The sequence below is a fragment of the Bacillus sp. AR13-1 genome (assembly GCF_008042285.1).
Taxonomy (GTDB): Bacteria; Bacillota; Bacilli; order Bacillales; family Bacillaceae_G; genus Bacillus_A; species Bacillus_A mycoides.
Window position 1 is genome coordinate 91,554 of record NZ_QNUA01000006.1, and the last position, 16,667, is coordinate 108,220.

Annotated in this window: 18 protein-coding genes; 13 read left to right on the plus strand and 5 right to left on the minus strand. The window is 32.6% G+C overall.

Annotated features, from left to right (window positions below; genetic code table 11):
* Nucleotides 1–13 precede the first annotated feature (13 nt).
* From DN408_RS03215 to DN408_RS03235, 5 genes are all read left to right on the plus strand, one after another.
* Nucleotides 14–928 carry a helix-turn-helix transcriptional regulator gene (locus DN408_RS03215; protein ID WP_078178453.1) on the plus strand — a complete coding sequence of 305 codons (915 nt, stop codon included), beginning with the start codon at nucleotides 14–16 and terminating at the stop codon, nucleotides 926–928.
* A gap of 78 nt (nucleotides 929–1,006) precedes the next feature.
* Nucleotides 1,007–1,507, plus strand: a complete 501-nt coding sequence (locus DN408_RS03220; RefSeq protein ID WP_078178454.1) for a DinB family protein — start codon at nucleotides 1,007–1,009, stop codon at nucleotides 1,505–1,507.
* Between the two features lie 834 nt (nucleotides 1,508–2,341).
* On the plus strand, nucleotides 2,342–4,483 hold the full coding sequence (locus tag DN408_RS03225) for a M60 family metallopeptidase (RefSeq protein WP_233154282.1): 2,142 nt from the start codon (nucleotides 2,342–2,344) through the stop codon (nucleotides 4,481–4,483).
* Between the two features lie 503 nt (nucleotides 4,484–4,986).
* The gene (locus DN408_RS03230; RefSeq protein WP_000817662.1) at nucleotides 4,987–5,433 is read left to right on the plus strand and encodes a MarR family winged helix-turn-helix transcriptional regulator; all 447 of its coding nucleotides are present in this window, start codon (nucleotides 4,987–4,989) and stop codon (nucleotides 5,431–5,433) included.
* 32 nt (nucleotides 5,434–5,465) lie between these two features.
* Entirely contained in the window at nucleotides 5,466–6,410 is a 945-nt protein-coding gene (locus tag DN408_RS03235) for an acetyl-CoA carboxylase carboxyltransferase subunit alpha (RefSeq protein WP_000050726.1), read from the plus strand.
* 444 nt (nucleotides 6,411–6,854) lie between these two features.
* Here DN408_RS03235 and DN408_RS03240 read toward each other — a convergent pair whose 3' ends face one another.
* Both DN408_RS03240 and DN408_RS03245 read right to left on the minus strand, forming a co-directional pair.
* Nucleotides 6,855–6,962 (minus strand): YjcZ family sporulation protein, encoded by a 108-nt coding sequence (locus DN408_RS03240; protein ID WP_078178455.1) that lies wholly within the window; start codon nucleotides 6,960–6,962, stop codon nucleotides 6,855–6,857.
* 265 nt (nucleotides 6,963–7,227) lie between these two features.
* Nucleotides 7,228–7,698 carry a hypothetical protein gene (locus DN408_RS03245; protein WP_144512629.1) on the minus strand — a complete coding sequence of 157 codons (471 nt, stop codon included), beginning with the start codon at nucleotides 7,696–7,698 and terminating at the stop codon, nucleotides 7,228–7,230.
* Between the two features lie 273 nt (nucleotides 7,699–7,971).
* Between DN408_RS03245 and DN408_RS03250 the strand changes: the two genes are divergently transcribed.
* The 3 genes from DN408_RS03250 (at nucleotide 7,972) to DN408_RS03260 (ending at nucleotide 8,939) form a co-directional block, all read left to right on the plus strand.
* Nucleotides 7,972–8,361 (plus strand): YflT domain-containing protein, encoded by a 390-nt coding sequence (locus DN408_RS03250; protein ID WP_000448809.1) that lies wholly within the window; start codon nucleotides 7,972–7,974, stop codon nucleotides 8,359–8,361.
* A gap of 50 nt (nucleotides 8,362–8,411) precedes the next feature.
* Entirely contained in the window at nucleotides 8,412–8,612 is a 201-nt protein-coding gene (locus tag DN408_RS03255) for a CsbD family protein (RefSeq protein WP_000004264.1), read from the plus strand.
* Nucleotides 8,613–8,687: 75 nt separating this feature from the next.
* Nucleotides 8,688–8,939, plus strand: coding sequence for a GlsB/YeaQ/YmgE family stress response membrane protein (locus DN408_RS03260; protein ID WP_000522906.1), 252 nt, complete (start codon nucleotides 8,688–8,690; stop codon nucleotides 8,937–8,939).
* 265 nt (nucleotides 8,940–9,204) lie between these two features.
* On the opposite strand, the gene DN408_RS03265 is transcribed toward DN408_RS03260, so the two are convergent.
* Nucleotides 9,205–9,405, minus strand: a complete 201-nt coding sequence (locus DN408_RS03265; protein WP_002140674.1) for a methyltransferase — start codon at nucleotides 9,403–9,405, stop codon at nucleotides 9,205–9,207.
* Nucleotides 9,406–9,602: 197 nt separating this feature from the next.
* Between DN408_RS03265 and rsbV the strand changes: the two genes are divergently transcribed.
* The 5 genes from rsbV to DN408_RS03290 all read left to right on the plus strand — a co-directional run bounded on the left by rsbV (nucleotide 9,603) and on the right by DN408_RS03290 (nucleotide 12,993).
* On the plus strand, nucleotides 9,603–9,941 hold the full coding sequence (rsbV, locus tag DN408_RS03270; RefSeq protein ID WP_002011067.1) for an anti sigma b factor antagonist RsbV: 339 nt from the start codon (nucleotides 9,603–9,605) through the stop codon (nucleotides 9,939–9,941).
* Nucleotides 9,942–9,947: 6 nt separating this feature from the next.
* Nucleotides 9,948–10,430: an anti-sigma B factor RsbW gene (gene rsbW / locus DN408_RS03275; protein ID WP_063217526.1), complete on the plus strand. Its 483-nt coding sequence runs from the start codon at nucleotides 9,948–9,950 to the stop codon at nucleotides 10,428–10,430.
* Nucleotides 10,393–11,169: an RNA polymerase sigma factor SigB gene (sigB, locus tag DN408_RS03280; protein ID WP_002188580.1), complete on the plus strand. Its 777-nt coding sequence runs from the start codon at nucleotides 10,393–10,395 to the stop codon at nucleotides 11,167–11,169. The genes rsbW and sigB overlap by 38 nt, the downstream gene beginning before the upstream one ends.
* 70 nt (nucleotides 11,170–11,239) lie before the next feature.
* Complete coding sequence (locus DN408_RS03285) at nucleotides 11,240–11,680, plus strand: ferritin-like domain-containing protein (RefSeq protein ID WP_002186521.1); 441 nt, start codon at nucleotides 11,240–11,242, stop codon at nucleotides 11,678–11,680.
* Nucleotides 11,681–11,853: 173 nt separating this feature from the next.
* Nucleotides 11,854–12,993 (plus strand): fused response regulator/phosphatase, encoded by a 1,140-nt coding sequence (locus tag DN408_RS03290; RefSeq protein ID WP_147739953.1) that lies wholly within the window; start codon nucleotides 11,854–11,856, stop codon nucleotides 12,991–12,993.
* Here the strand turns inward: DN408_RS03290 and DN408_RS03295 are convergent.
* Together DN408_RS03295 and DN408_RS03300 are read right to left on the minus strand one after the other, a co-directional pair.
* Nucleotides 12,978–13,835 (minus strand): CheR family methyltransferase, encoded by an 858-nt coding sequence (locus tag DN408_RS03295; protein WP_002168988.1) that lies wholly within the window; start codon nucleotides 13,833–13,835, stop codon nucleotides 12,978–12,980. The two genes, DN408_RS03290 and DN408_RS03295, sit on opposite strands and share 16 nt — an antisense overlap.
* A gap of 16 nt (nucleotides 13,836–13,851) precedes the next feature.
* Nucleotides 13,852–16,542 carry a response regulator gene (locus tag DN408_RS03300; RefSeq protein WP_147739954.1) on the minus strand — a complete coding sequence of 897 codons (2,691 nt, stop codon included), beginning with the start codon at nucleotides 16,540–16,542 and terminating at the stop codon, nucleotides 13,852–13,854.
* Nucleotides 16,543–16,667: the final 125 nt, after the last annotated feature.

Below are 16,667 nucleotides of genomic sequence, written 5' to 3' on the forward strand. Positions count from 1 at the left end.
AAGGAAATGAGAATTGAAATTAGAACGTTTGATATCAATCATATTCAAGCTCTTAAATAATGAAATTTTGTCAGCTTCTAGTTTAGCTGATGAATTTCAAGTATCACCACGGACAATTTATAGAGACATCGAAGCTATTTGTGCTGCTGGAATACCAGTTGTTTCTTACCAGGGGACTAACGGGGGATTCGGTATAATAAAGGGATACAAATTTGATAAAAGCTTAATGGGTTCTTATGACATTCTGAATTTAATTACAGTATTAAGTAGTTTATCAAATATTTTTAAAGATAAAGAAATTGAACATACGATAGATAGACTAAAATTACTGGATACAAACAGTAATAATAAGTCTTTATTGGTTGACTTGGAAAGCCATAGAACAGAACCCAATTCATTAATGAATCTGCGAAAAGCTATACATAAAAAAAAGGTAATCCACTTTAATTATGTAAGCAATAAAAATGAATTTACATCTCGTGAAGTAGAACCTATTCACCTTCATTATAAGTTCCGTAACTGGTATATATATGGTTATTGTAGAGAACGTCAGAATTATAGAGAATTTAGAGTATCACGTATGATGGATGTCACTCTGACACAAGAAAAGTTTAGACAAAATCACGAAATTAAAGAGGAAGCATTTTATTCAAACTGTAATTTGGTGGGTTTTGAGGATGTAGTAATCTGGGTAAGTCCTAATTCTTTAGCAGAAGCATTAGACCAATTCCAGAATTCTTCAAAAACCATTAACGATGACGGAAGTATGACAATTACAATTTCTGTTTATCAACCTCTACAGGCTGGATGGCTTAAATCGATTCTTTTAAGCTTTGGTAGCGGTGCTAAAATTGTAAAACCGATGGAACTGCAATCAATTTTAATAGATGAGGCAAAAAAAATAATAAAAGTTTATGAAGATATATGACAAGCTGTTGTCATATATCTTTTTTTATAATCTAGATATCAACTTTTAAAAAAACAGAACTAAAGGAGTAGTTGTTAAATGAACCATGCAAAAAATATGTATAAGTACCATCTTTGGGCTAATAAGGTGTTACTAGAAAGAATAAAAGAATTACCAAACAATGTGCTATATAAAGAGGCTAATAGTTCATATCCAAATATTGCTCAAACGTTTAGCCATATCTATGTAGTAGATGTAATGTGGTTACAAGTACTTAAAGGAATTGATATGCAAGAAGCATTTGAATCTTCTATGTCATTATTAGAAAAGACTAATTTATATTCTGTAGATGAATTTATTAAGTCTTTCGAAGAACTAGCTTCACAGTATGAAGAATGGATGAATAGCCAAAAAGATTTAGAACAAAAAATTAATTTGAATAATCCTTGGTCAGGTGCTAGAGAGACTGCATACTCAGAAATTTTATTTCATGTTGCTAATCATGGTACCTATCATCGAGGTAACATAACAACCATGCTAAGACAACAGGGGCACGCTTCAACAATGAATGACCTAGCTTTATATTGGTATCAGAGTTAGGGCAAATAGTACTTGTCAATTAATGATGGTTCATATGAGAATCCAATAAAATATTCATCTGTTTTCTATAATAAATGTCCTTTAATTAAACTAACGGGGGCATTAGCTTAATAAACCAAATTTAAAAAATCGGCTCCTTTACGTAAAAGAATCGATTTTTTTGCTACAGTTTTCTTAACGCTGTAAATCCGCATTTTCCTAACGTTACTCCTGGTAGGGGTAACGCCACATGCCCATCAAGCTAAAGTTTTATTACACCCCCAGAACGAAATTTTTAGGCTTTCTTGTAACGAAAAAGCTTATTTATCGTTTTGGGGTATTTGCTTTTCTTAGGTTGATAGCGATGTGGTGCTCCCCCATGCCCATCAACTTAAGAATTCAGAATTACCCCAAAACGAAAAAATGAACTAAATTTTCATATACACCTACGAAAAGATGAAAGTTTCGTTTTGAGGGCATCTCAAAATGTTAGCTTAATAGCGATGTGGTACTACCCTATAGACTACTATTTTAGTAAATTGAAAAAAATGTCGAAAAATAGCTAAAATTGTATAATTTTGATTGCTATACTACCTGTCCGATGTTAAATTCGTAGTTATAAGAAAGAATAAAATGGGTTCGTTCCCACTTCCTTCCCTACATAATTCTTTATTTCTTAGCTATTATTTATCATGATCTAGGATGAGGATTTCTTTCTTCGAGTAAGTTTATATTTATCAAACTTTAGAAGGTGTGTGGTGTAGAGTGAAACAAAATAGTAAAAAAAGAAATAAGGAGATAGCAATCAAAGCGTTTATAGCTGTGAATGTACTTGCTTCTCCATTTATTGGAGGAATAACAGGAATCACAAAAGTTGCAGCAGAGGAACAACAAGTATCCACCGAGCGTATTTTTCATGTGATAGGTAAGGGAAATATAGAGCAACTCAGAGATAGGGATAGACGTCAATTTAGATTTAGTCCATATGAACCAACCGGATTATATGCAAGTCCGAATGAAAAAATAACAATTCAAGTAGACGGTACACAGAATATTCAAGCTTATATAGGTACATTCTCCTATGAAGGTGCATGGTATGAGGATTCGTTAGTAAAGTCGTTTACTTTAAAACCTGGGGAAAATACAATCGAATCCCCAAACGGTGGAATGATTTATCTTTCTAATCCGGTGCAAGGTGGAACAGTGAAAGCGGAGATAAAAACAGGCGGAACAGCTACCCCGCTGTTTGAGTTAGGAAAACATACGCAACAAGATTTAGTAGACATGCTAAATAAATATCCTGATGCCCATGCGGTAGAACTAAAAGGGAAACGTTCACTCATAACCGCAAGTCCTGCAAGAGTGAAAAAATATTTAATAGATTCTAATACTGATCCTGTAGAACTTTTAAAAAAAATAGATGAATCTATTAGAATTGAAGATCGAGTTTCTGGTTTATCTGAAGAAGAAGCAGATAAGCATTATGTACACTTTGTAGAGGATACTCATTCTGAGTTATATATGTATGCATATAATAATAGAACTGCTTATATAGGAGATGCGATTCAAAATGTATTAGATATAAAGAAGTTTACAAAAGACGGATGGGGACCTTGGCATGAAATGGGTCATCAGCGACAACAAATCCCTTGGATGTGGGATGGATTAGGAGAAGTGACTACAAACATTTATAGTATGTCTGTCCAACGTGCTTTTGGAAATCCGTCGAGATTAGAAACTGGTGGAACATATAAAAAAGCATTTACTTATTTAAGTAAGCCTCAATCGGAAAAAGACTATAATAAAATTGATGATGTCTTTGTGAAAGTTACAATGTTTTGGCAACTGGACTTAGCCTTTGAAGAGGAATTTTACCCTAAATTACATCAAGCGTACCGCTCCATACCTAATGAAGAGCTTCCTAAAACGAGTGATGAGAAAATCCAAGCTTTTATTTACAATACATCTAAGGTAGCAAAACAAAATCTATTGCCATTCTTTGATAAATGGGGGCTTATCGCTACGCCGGAAACAAGACAAAAAATAGAAGCTTTGAATTATTCAACATTAACTGCGCCTATTTGGGAAGCAACTGATTCTAAACCTGTTAAAGCGAATGTCCTCAAGTTAGGCGGTCGAGTATGGGAAGATAGTAACCAAAATGGTATGCAAGATCAAAGTGAAAAAGGAATGGAAGGCGTTCGTGTTCAACTGTTAGATAAAGATGGGAACGTATTAAAAGAAGTAAAAACAAATCAAGAAGGCCACTACTTGTTTGATGGGTTAGCAGAAAATACATATCGTGTACAAGTAGAGAAACCATCCGGTTATGTCTTCGCACCAAAACAAAGTGGACAAGATGTAACGGTTGACTCCAATGTAAGTGAGACGGGAGTAACAGATGCTATTACTCTTTTACATGAAGATTTAACAATTGATGCAGGAGTAAATAAAAAAATATTCAAGGATGTCCCGCAAGGACACTGGGCATTTCAGGCGATTTATGATTTAGCGAATGAAGGAATTATTGCAGGTTATGGAAATGGAATGTTTGGTATGGGTGACGATGTAACACGTGAACAAGTAGCAGCATTAATTTACCGTGCTTTGCATATAGAAAAACAAGATAAATATGAAAATCCATACGGAGATATTGATAAAAATTCAACAATGTTTCCTGAGGAAATATTAGCTTTAACGAAGCAAGGGATTTTAAAAGGTGATGATCAAGGAAACTTTAGACCGAAAGATACAATAACACGCGCAGAAATGGCACAAGTTATTATGAAAGCTTTTAAACTAGATGTGAAGGCTCCGCATAATTTCAACGATGTTCCAACGAATTCATGGGCAAAAGATGCGATTAGTGCCGTACAATCGAACCATATTGCAGCTGGAGTTGGAGAAGGGAGATTTGCTCCAGATATGAAAGTAACACGTGAACAGTATGCACAGTTTTTATATAATGCGATTTTAAATGAGCGCTCTCATCAATAAAAGAAAATAAAGTTGAGTGTCCTATTATAACTTTATTATAAAGGAGTAGTACTGCCCGTAGAAATTTAATTAGTGCTATCCCATACACAGCAACATAAGAATTTTATAGCGCCCCCAAAACAAAAAAATGTACAATTTTTTGTTTTGGGGTATTTGCTTTTCTTAGCTTGATGGTGATGTGGTGCTCCCCCATGCCCATCAACTTAAGAATTTAGAACTCCCCCAAAAAATTATGAGTTTTTTGTTACAAGTTATCACAAAATTTTCGTTTTTGGGGTAGTTTTATTTTCTTAGCTTGATTGCGATGAGCGGTACCCCATAAAGGCCCCTGATACATAATTGATGTTCTGCCATTTGTAGAAAACAATCCACTTATACCATTTTAACAAGAAGAAATATCTCGTCCATGTTGTAATATTGGCTTACGTTAAGCTTGTGAAAAAAACATATTCATGTATAATACAATTGATGTATGATACATTAATTGTAGGAGGGTGACCTTTTTGAAAAGAGAAGATGCCTTAAAACTAAGAACAGATATTAAGAAAATGATTATAATAACTGGGGTTTTTGAATCTCAAAATTTGCCCAATGGACCATTTGAAAAACCTTTACCAACTTCTCAAATGATGGCGTTAGAGGAACTAGAGGTGGAAAAATTAACTGTTTGGCAACTATCCAATAAACTTAGATTAGAGACTTCAACTGTAAGTAGATTGGTAGATAAGTTAGTAAAAAAGGGGCTTATTTATCGTGAAGTAAATGAAAAAAATAGAAGAGAACTTTTTCTGCACCTCACAGAAAAAGGTCACATAACTGTTAATTGCTTAAGAGAGCAATCCATTACATTTTATCAAAGTATTCTCAATAATTTATCAGAATCAGAACAAAAAATAGTTGTGGATGGTTTTGAATTATTTATTGATTCTATTTCTAAGCCTTTTGATTAGAGTGAGGTAAATCATAACATTTGGAGGGTAAAATGAGTTTGGATTTTGAACGTCCTATTATTGAATTAAAAGAGAAATTTGATGAATTAAAGAAAATTATGAAAGAAAATAATGTAGATTTATCGCCAGAAATTCATGTATTAGAAAAACGTTTAAATAAAATGCAAGATAAAATTTATTCTAATATTACACCTTTTCAACGAGTTCAAATTGCAAGGCTACGTAACCGGCCCACGACATTAGACTATATACCTTTATTGTTTACAAACTTTCTCGAACTTCATGGTGATCGATTATATGGTGATGATAAAGCAATGATAGGTGGTATTGCAAAATTTAAAGGGATGCCCGTTACGGTTATTGGTCATCAAAGAGGTAGAAATACAAAGGAAAATATAGAAAGAAATTTTGGAATGGCACATCCAGAAGGTTATAGAAAAGCGCTAAGACTTATGAAACAAGCTGATAAATTTAATCGCCCTATTATTACATTTATTGATACAATAGGCGCCTATCCAGGGAAAGGGTCTGAAGAACGTGGAATTTCTGAAGCGATAGCTCGAAATCTATTTGAAATGGCTACACTTAAAGTGCCAATTGTTTGTATTGTAATTGGAGAGGCATCAAGTGGTGGAGCTCTTGGCATTAGTGTCGGTAACCATATCCATATGTTAGAGTATTCATGGTACTCGGTAATTTCGCCAGAAGGAGCAGCATCTATCCTATGGAAGGATGCTAAGTATGCTCCAGAAGCTGCTGAACATATGAAAATTTCAGCAAAAGATTTAAAACATTTAGGAATTATTGATGAAATCATTCCTGAAATTAAAGGTGGAGCACAAAATGATATAAAATCACAGGCAAAAGTGATTGAATCTGTAATCGAATCATCTCTAAAAAAATTGATACTATTATCCTCGGAAGAGCTTATACAACAGCGGTATGAAAAGTATAGACAAATAGAGAATTATAAATGAAAATATTTAAAGTCCGTATTACATTTCGGAGGATTCTCGCAAAAAAATTCTAAATATTTTGTAAGTAACCTCTTAAACTGGGATATGCTGATACTATTACTCTACAAAAGGTGTGTGATCGGTATGGAAAAGGAAAATTTGTTCAAATGGAAGCATTATCACATACCCATCAACTTAAGAAATTGATTGTTCACCAAAACGAAAAAATGAGCTGAATTCTCATAAATAACTGTAAAAAGGTGAAAATTTCGTTATGGGGGGTATCTCAAAAGCTTAGGTTGATGGCAATGTGGTGCTCCCCCTGTTAGTAGTAATTTTAATATCACTATGGATAAATTACTTTTAAAACTTTACTTCCGAGAACGATAATTATGTAAATAAGCTGTCCATATGGGCAGCTTATTTTATTTTTTGTTTAGCACGGGGATCTTTTCCGATAGTTTTTTAGCAGAAGCAAGCAGCTCCAACGATGATTAATAAAATAAACAATACAACTAATAAAGCAAATCCTCCAGCGAAGCGACAGCCGCCACAACTACCACCAAAGCCCATAACAGTTCCTCCTTTAGATAGGAGGGGGAAGACAAAGGTTCACTCATGTGTTTTAACGGATTCAATTTACTTTATGTATTTATGAATGGAGCAGGTCCTTTTGAAAATAAAGAAAAGACACCTTATAAGGTGTCTTCCTTCGATTTGAAACATTTTAAGTTTAATAATATACGGTCTCGCCACTGACCTATTAGGCTGGAATTTTATAGTGTTTCTGAACAAAATTTTGTGCTAATTTTGAATTCTTAAGTTGATGGGGATCCTTTTACGTTTTATCATTTTTAAAAAAATCCTTCATTATCTTAGCGCCTTTAATATTCACCGTCACAGCTTCTACTTTATCTTTCTTCTCATCTTTAGCAATCGTAATTTTCTCCTTATTATCAACCCATACAAGAAACTCTTCTTTTGCGTCATCTTTATATGTAACGGTAATAGTAGAATGTGCAGCTTCTCTCTTTTTTTGATCTAATGTGATTGCTTTAGGAGTTCCGCTTTGAACTGCCGAAACGATAGATTTTATCATTTCCTCGTTATCTGTTTGAGATTTGGAACTAGTATTACTTGTTGTTCTAAGCATCTCAATGTTGGTAATGTCTGCAGAGTTTAATTGAATGGTATTTTTCGTATTTTCTTGCTTAGTTGTTGGAGTATTATTTGTAGTAGAAGTGCTTGTACAACCTATTAAAGTGAAAGATAGAGCGGTTAGAGCGCATATAGATATGATTTTTTTCATAGTATCCCTCCTTACGCTTAATTATAACAATTTTCTGTTATTTTAGGTATTTATTGTAAGGAGATAATTTTGTAAATCATAGGGAGACATGTTTACTAGTTTTAATGATGTTCGTATGAATAATATGAAGCGTATATATGAAAAATATGCGGTTCATTCTCTATCAAAATCAAAATTCACATAATTTTTTTCATATTTTATGTTTAACATTTCGAAAATGGGTGTATTACATATAATATAACAAATAATTCATTTTAGAGGAGGAAGTTAAAGATGGAAACGAAGTATAGTAAACCTTTTGTATATGAATTTATTACGGAGAAAGAGGTCATGAATGCGGCGAATGATCTAGTGAAGAAAGGAATCGACCAAAAAGATATTTACGTATTAACACATGAGAAAGAAAGGACAGATAGAATCGCAGACAATGCAGACGTGAATACAATTGGAATAAAAGAAGAGGGACTTGGGACAAGTATTATTAATGTCTTTCAAAAAACGGGAGATCAGTTAAGAAATAAGATGCAAGAGTTAGGACTTAATGAGGAAGAAGCTAACTTTTATGAAGAAAAACTGGATGAAGGGAAAATCTTATTATTCGTTAAGGATTTAGAAAGAGTCGGAGAATGGTTACAAGAAAGAAGATGCACGTATTCTATTTAAATTCATACTCTTTAAATCTACAAATCTATTACGAAAAGGAGATTGGAAATATGAGTGAGAGCGGGCTAAAAGAACAAATTACTGGTAAAGTTGAAAAGAAAAAGGGACAAGTAAAAGAAGGAATTGGTGAAGTTACAGAAGATAGAGAGTTGAAAAATGAAGGGAAGTGGGAGAAGACGAAGGGAACTGTAAAAGAAAAAGTCGGAAAAGTGAAACAAAAGATAAGTGATGGATTGGATAACAAAGAATAATACATGTTTATCAAGCTTTGGTTAAACGCCAAAGCTTGATAAATCCATTATAAAAATAATATAGGAGGTCTAATTGTGGGACTTATTATTACGTGTATTGTAGGTGGACTTATTGGTATGTTAGCTGGAATGATTACAGGAAAAGACTTTCCTTTAGGTATAGTTGGTAATGTTATTGCGGGATTAATCGGATCTTGGGTAGGTAGTGCGTTATTTGGTCATTGGGGTCCTGAATGGGGAGGCATCTTTATTCTTCCAGCTTTATTAGGTGCAATCGTCTTTATTTTAATCGTTACATTCTTTTCTAGAATGCTAAGGAAAGCGTAAGTATGATAATGAATAGTAATCTTAAGTTTATTATATATAGCTATAATGTTAATGAACTGATAAAAATACATAAAAAAGCATCAATAATTTGGATGCTTTTTTATGTATTTTACATAGGAATAAGTGAGGATGATTATATATAGCTATAATGTTAATGAACTGATAAAAATACATAAAAAAGCATCCAATTAAAATAATTTGGATGCTTTTTTATGTATTTTACATAGGAATCAGTGAGGATGGCCCCACTGATTGAGATTACATATTAAGCTATCGTTACTTTTTTACAATTATTTATTCTTACGACCTGCCTCGGTTCTATATGAGATAAGTCCTCGCTATTACCTATATCAACTACAATTGTATTCGTTAGTATGTTAATAATGGAACCAATTAATTTTGTAGCATGATCGTGTCGATAAGAAAATTGAACAAAATCTCCCTTTTTAAAGCTGTGCTCTTCCATAGATAGATCCCCCTAAAAATAATGTTTATACATTATACATACACAAATTTATAAGGTTTAAACATTTGGTAGTATTTTTTTTAGTGTTAAGCTGAGAAAGGTGTAGAAAATTTATTTATAATTAAAATGAAAAAATATGTTTAAAACTAATTTTTATGGGTAATTAAATAGTAGTAGTTTGAGATAAGGGGGCGGAAATGATGAATTTGGCAATAAATATTTTGCAAAATGATTTAGGTTATACAGTACAACTTAATGGTGAGATTGATGCGTATACGGCATCAGATTTAAAAAATAAGGTAATGCCTATTGCAAGTGAGAAAGAGGTTTATATAGTAGTAGATTTTAATAAGGTAGATTATATGGATAGTACAGGTTTAGGCGTTTTTATAGCGCTATTAAAAGCAATTAAGAAAAATGATGGAAAACTAGAGTTTATTGGTGTATCTAAAAGGTTAAAAAGATTATTCGATATTACAGGACTAACAGAAATATTAAATTTGAATTCAGATTTTGAAAAAGTAGAAAGAAGGTGACTAGGGATGATGGAGAAATTTGAAAAGATAGAAATGAAAATTCCTGCAAAGGCAGAATATGTGGCTATTATTCGTTTAACAATGGCTGGTGTTGCGAATCGAATGGGCTTTGCTTATGACGATATAGAAGATATGAAAATTGCTATTAGTGAAGCATGTACAAATATTGTACAACATGCATATAAAGAAGACGTTGGAGAAATTACAATTGTCTTTGGTCTATATGAAAATCGATTAGAAATTATGGTTGCGGATAATGGGGTTAGCTTTGATTTTAGCACCTTAAAAAGTAAAGTTGGTCCGTATGATATTAATAAACCAGTAGAACATTTGCCGGAAAATGGTTTAGGTTTATATTTAATAAATACGTTAATGGATGATATACAAATTATGCATGATGAGGGCATGACAGTTTTAATGACAAAATATATACAAAGAGAGCAGGTGGAGAATGATGGAAATCCAATCTCAACCTACAAATCTTACTAAAGAAGACGTTATTAAACTAATTGCAGAATTCCAACAAAACCAATGTGATGAAGCGCAGGAAAGGTTGGTTAATCACTATAAAAATCTCGTATATTCCATTGCATATCGCTATTCAAAAGGTGGGCCAATGCATGAGGATATTATACAAGTAGGGATGTTAGGGCTCTTAGGCGCAATAAGAAGGTATGATTATTCGATAGGGAATGCTTTTGAACCGTTTGCAATACCTACGATAGTAGGGGAAATAAAGAAGTATTTACGTGATAAAACTTGGGGCGTTCATGTTCCAAGGCGAATTAAAGATTTAGGCGGGAAAATTAAACTTGCGATAGAGGAGCTAACAGATCACCTACAACGTTCACCGAAGATTATAGAGATTGCGAATCATTTAGGACTATCCGAAGAGGAAGTTCTAGAAATTATGGATGCTAAAAATAATTATCAAGTATCTTCCTTAGATGATGTAGTTGAAAATTCATCTGATGGAAGTTCGGTAGCGAGAATTGAATCTGTAGGTGAAGTAGAGCAAGGATATGAACAGACAGAAAGACGTCTCGTTTTAGATGATATTTTTAACGTATTAAATGATACGGAAAAGAGTGTTATTCATTATATATTTGGAGAAAATTTAAATCAAAAGGATACAGGAGAGCGGTTAGGTATTTCACAAATGCACGTTTCTCGTATTAAAAGACAAGCGATAAGTAAATTGAAGCAAGCAGCGTTTTTAGATACATAAAAATTTTAAATAATTATGTTTAAAACATGAGAAAAGGGGGTAGTTATTAAGTATAGGAGGAGATATAAAAATGTCACACGATGTGAAAGAACTAATCGAAGGATTGAATGAAGATTTAGCAGGAGAATACTCGGCAATTATTATGTACAACCATAATGCAGCTACAGTTTCTGGTATATATAGACAAGTGTTAAAACCTTTCTTTGAATCTGAAATTAGTGATGAACAAGGACATGCCCTATATTTAGCGGAGAAAATTAAGACGCTAGGTGGTACACCTACTACGATCCCTTTACCAGTGAAACAAGTAAAAGATGTTAGAGAAATGTTAGAATACGCTAGACAATCAGAATATGAAACAATTAAGCGTTATGAAACGAGAAAAGAACAGGCAGCGAAATTAAATATGACAGAGTTAGTTGTAAAGTTAGAAGATATGATTGCAGATGAAACAAATCATATGGAAGAATTAGATCGTCTTTTAAATGACAAAGCGATGGTGTTAAATTAATAGTGGAAATTTATAGAGTGAAAGAACAAACTCTCATTTCTAGGGGGTTTGTTCTTTTGCTGTATAGATACGTATGAGTAGGAAATTTTTATTTTATAACTGAGTATGTAATACTAGAAAAATAGAAAATGATAATAGATTTACATTTTAAATAAGAAAAGGGGAAATAACTTGTGTCCATTTTAATTGTCGATGATAATCCGGTTAACATCTTTGTAATTGAAAAAATTTTAAAACAAGCCGGATATCAGGATCTTGTATCGCTTAATTCTGCACAAGAGCTTTTCGAATACATCCATTTTGGAAAAGATTCTTCCAGGCATAATGAAATTGATTTAATACTATTAGATATCATGATGCCTGAGATTGATGGACTTGAAGTTTGTAGGCGATTACAAAACGAGGAGAAGTTTAAAGATATTCCTATTATTTTTGTAACAGCTTTAGAAGATGCGAATAAATTAGCTGAAGCGCTTGATATAGGTGCAATGGATTATATTACGAAACCTATAAATAAAGTTGAATTGTTAGCCCGTATGCGTGTGGCATTACGCTTGAAATCGGAATTAAATTGGCATAAAGAACAAGAGGAAAATCTTCGTAATGAATTAGATTTAGCTACACAAGTACAAAGAAACTTATTAAGTAGCCCATTAAGAGAAGATCATATAAAAATTGAAGCAAGTTACTTACCTTCATTCAAACTAGCTGGAGATATGTATTATTGGTATAAAATCGATGAAAACCGCTACGGTATTATATTATTAGATGTGATGGGACATGGTGTATCTGCTTCATTAGTTTGTATGTTTATTTCGTCTGTATTACGTGAAACGATTAAATGTTTAATCGATCCAGAACTCGTCATTAAAGACTTAAATAAATATATGACTCTTTTACATAATGAGAATGACAATATTCCATATTATTTTACAGCAATATACTTAGTAGTTAATACAGAAAATAGAACAATTGAATATGTAAATGCAGGACATCCTTCGGGATACGTTTTAGTTGATGAAGAGAATATAATTGAACTAGATCGTGGGAGTTGTGCGGTAGGATTTTTTGATGAAATAAAAGTCGAGAAGACAGTCATACCTTTTGAGAAAAACGCTCAAATATTATTGTTTACAGATGGTGTTCTTGAATCAATTGCAAATGATGAATTTGAGTCTGAAGAGAAGTTGCGTACTTTTACAGAAAGAAAATGGGGAGATTTAGAAGGAGAGATAGAAGGGTTTTATAAGGAAGAACAGAAGAAAACACAATCAGATGATATGATTTCATACGCTTTTTATTGTATTTTTTGATAGATTTGTTCGTTAGGATTAAATTGGATATAATGCGGCATTATATCTGAAAAACGAAGAGTTTCTTTATTTCCTAAACATAGGAACCCATTGTGTCCTAAACTTTCATAAAATAGTTGCTGTACTTGGTTTTGAAGTTTACTCGTAAAGTAAATTAAAACGTTACGGCAAAGTATAATATGAAATTCGTTAAAAGATTGATCGGTTACTAAATTATGCTGTGCAAAAATAATGTTTTGTAAAAGGGATGGATTAAAATAAGCAAAACGATTATCTGTTGAATAATAGTTAGAAAATGCTTGTGTACCACCAGCTTGTAAATAGTTTTTCGTATAAGTTTGCATTTTATTTAACGGAAGGATGCCTTGTTTTGCTTTTTCTAACACATTTGTATTCATATCTGTTGCGTAAATAACAGCTTTTTCACTTAATCCTTCTTCGTGAAGTAAGATGGACATTGATAACACTTCTTCACCAGTTGCGCATCCAGCATGCCAAATTCTAATTTCAGGATACTTTTTTAATTCAGGAATAACATGCTCTCTTAACGCTTTAAAAAAAGTAGGGTTACGGAACATTTCAGTTACATTAATGGAGAAATCATTTAATAACTGTTCTAAAAACCCTTCCTCATGAATTACTTTTTCAATTAATTTTGAAATGGTAGGGATATTAGAGAGCTGCATTCTATTACAAATTCTTCTATAAATAGATGTGCGAGCATATTGGCGAAAATCAAATCCTGACAGTTTAAATACCGCTTCCAATAGTAATTCAATTTCTAAGTTCGTACGCTTATCCATATCTACGGATGGATCAAAATTATAATACTTATTTTCCACTTAAACTAAACCTCACTTATTTTATTAACCATACACTCATTACCGAATAGAGTTGATGTAAATTTAATGGTTTACTTATATAATCTGAAGCGCCAGCAGATAAACATTTTTCTTTATCATTTGGCATTGCTTTAGCAGTTAATGCGATAATAGGTATTTCATGTAACCCTAAATTCATTCGGATATGTTCCATCGTTTCATAACCGTCCATATTTGGCATCATAATATCCATTAAGATAAGGTCAATATTTGTATTGCTTTTTAGTATTTCTAAACACTCTATGCCGTTTTGTGCAGTAATAATGTTGGCATGTTGTTTTTCTAATGCATTTTGTAATGCAAATATATTTCGATGATCATCATCGACAATTAAAATAGTTTTCTCTTGGAAGACGTTATTTGTTTCTGGAGTAACTATAGTTTCCTCAATAACTTCAGCAGGAATAACATCTTCTATCGTTGCTGCGACTTCTAAATTGGATAACTGTATATCATTTAGCCCATTTGGAAGGTTAGGAATATATACTGTGAAAGTACTGCCTTCTCCTAAATTACTCTCTAACGTAATCCAACCGCCTAATAATCTAGCAAACTCTTTACAGATAGATAATCCTAAGCCTGTACCACCATATTTCCGAATCGTTGCGCCATCTGCCTGTTGAAAGGCTTCGAAAATGAGTTGATGCTGTTCTGTAGCGATACCAATACCAGTATCTTTTACTGAAATTGTCATCCAATCTTTACTTATAGACTGCATATCATGACTCAAATTGGTTGTTTCTATCGAATCGAAATGTAAAGAGACGGATCCTTTTTCCGTGAATTTAAATGCATTGGATAATAAGTTTTTAATAATTTGTTCAATCCGTTTTGCATCTGTATAAAATAAATCAGGAATAATATCACTGTCTGCAATAGTAAGTTCGACATTTTTTTGTGCAGCAATATGTAAAAAGTGTTGCTGCATATTTGCTGCCATGTCACTTATGTTCGTTGCTTCAAAAATGACGTCTAGTTTTCCGGCTTCTACTTTAGATAAATCTAGTATGTCATTAATTAGAGTAAGTAAATCTTTTCCTGATGAATGAATGACGGTTGCTAATTCAATTTCATCATCGGATAAATGGTTATCATGATTTTCTCTTAACATTTCAGATAATAGTAAAATACTATTTAACGGTGTTCGTAATTCATGGGACATATTTGCTAGGAATTCTGATTTGTATTTTGAACTACGTAATATTTCGCTTGCTTTTTCTTCTAATTCTGATTTAGTAATTTCTAAATCAGTTGTCTTTTGTTCAGCCTCTTCAGTTCTAGACTCTAGTTGTTCATTCGTTGTTCGTAATTCTTCGGCTTGCATTTGTAGTTCTTCAGCTTGCGTTTGCAATTCTTCTGATTGAACTTGTAACTCCTCCGTCATTGCTTGTGATTCATGTAAAAGCGTTTGAATTCGCATACGTCCCATAATACTATGGATTGTTAGACCTAGGTTATCAACGGTTTGTTGAATTAAATCTTGATGTAAGTCTGAAATCTCAGTTACACTTACTAACTCCATTACTGCGATCACTTCATCTTCAAATAAGATAGGGATGACTAGTAGGTTTTGAGGGCGTATTTCTAATAAACCGCTAGTGACATAACGAAATTCTTCTGGTATTTCTCGAAGAATAAAGCTTTGTTTTTCTAAAGCACATTGCCCAATTAAACCTTCACCCATTTTAATGGATTGTTTTCCAATATCAGAACCTTGATCGGCGAAAGAAGCTTTCTTCACATAGTAGACAGTTTCTTCAACTTCTTCACGTACATAGAATGCACCGCAAGAGGTTTGCGTTTTTTGTATAATTCCACTAAGAATTTTTTTACCTAACATCTCAATAGAAGGTACACCTTGATACATTAAAATTAATTCTGCAAGCTCGGTTTGTAACCACTCTCTTTTAGATATTTCGTCTAGTAGGTGGTTCGTTGTATGAGCAAGCTCTTTTATTTCATCCCGCGTGTTTACATGAATTCTTTCAGTAATTTTTTCTTTAGAAGAAATGGATTTAATAGCTTGAATTACGTTTTTAATCGTTTTTGTAATGGAATTCGAAATATAGAGTGAAATGATAATAGAAATACAAGAAAGTAAGAACAATAAACTGTATAACCAAATCTCTAATTTATTATTTTCAGTATCTAATTGTGCAGCTCTTTTTTTCGTTAGTTGCTCCTCTACACCACGGAAGTTAGTTAGCTGCGATTGTAATGACTGAATTTGAGTCGTGTCGATTGCTTGTATGTTATTACTATTATGATTTGTAATTAATGGATGAATCTCTTTATTAATCCAACTATTAATATTTTCGTTAATCTGTTTTAATTTTTCTTGCTGAGAGGGGTTATCCTCTAATAGAGCCAAAAGATCTTGATAATGTTTTTCGTAATCCTTTTCCGCAGTGTTAAGGGATTGCACGTAATTTGCGTTATTAGAAGTAATAAATCCTTTCGCTTTATTTTCAATTGTTAGCAATTCTTTCTCCACTTGATTCGTTAAATTAAGAACTTTAAAATCGTGATCAATAATAAAATTACGAGATTTTTGTAAATTGGAAATCTCATTGTTTAACATAATGAAAGAAATAAGTAAGAACAAAATCATAACTAAATAACCAGCCATAATTTTGTAGCGAATACTAAATTTTGCTTTCGATTTCATTAAAAATTCCTACCTTCAAGATTATTAAAAGTTTTCTATTGTAAAGAATGAAAAACGTAATATATATTATATCAGTTTTCATAAGGCCAAACTAGAAATCCCCCTATTGTATTAGGGGGTCTCGT

Coding starts and splice junctions, on each gene's coding strand:
- DN408_RS03220 (WP_078178454.1), top strand. CDS start 1,007: ATGAACCATGCAAAAAATATGTATAAGTACCATCTTTGGGCTAATAAG.
- DN408_RS03235 (WP_000050726.1), top strand. CDS start 5,466: ATGAGTTTGGATTTTGAACGTCCTATTATTGAATTAAAAGAGAAATTT.
- DN408_RS03240 (WP_078178455.1), bottom strand. CDS start 6,962: ATGGGCTTTGGTGGTAGTTGTGGCGGCTGTCGCTTCGCTGGAGGATTT.
- DN408_RS03245 (WP_144512629.1), bottom strand. CDS start 7,698: ATGAAAAAAATCATATCTATATGCGCTCTAACCGCTCTATCTTTCACT.
- DN408_RS03250 (WP_000448809.1), top strand. CDS start 7,972: ATGGAAACGAAGTATAGTAAACCTTTTGTATATGAATTTATTACGGAG.
- DN408_RS03255 (WP_000004264.1), top strand. CDS start 8,412: ATGAGTGAGAGCGGGCTAAAAGAACAAATTACTGGTAAAGTTGAAAAG.
- DN408_RS03265 (WP_002140674.1), bottom strand. CDS start 9,405: ATGGAAGAGCACAGCTTTAAAAAGGGAGATTTTGTTCAATTTTCTTAT.
- rsbV (WP_002011067.1), top strand. CDS start 9,603: ATGATGAATTTGGCAATAAATATTTTGCAAAATGATTTAGGTTATACA.
- rsbW (WP_063217526.1), top strand. CDS start 9,948: ATGATGGAGAAATTTGAAAAGATAGAAATGAAAATTCCTGCAAAGGCA.
- sigB (WP_002188580.1), top strand. CDS start 10,393: ATGATGGAAATCCAATCTCAACCTACAAATCTTACTAAAGAAGACGTT.
- DN408_RS03285 (WP_002186521.1), top strand. CDS start 11,240: ATGTCACACGATGTGAAAGAACTAATCGAAGGATTGAATGAAGATTTA.
- DN408_RS03300 (WP_147739954.1), bottom strand. CDS start 16,542: ATGAAATCGAAAGCAAAATTTAGTATTCGCTACAAAATTATGGCTGGT.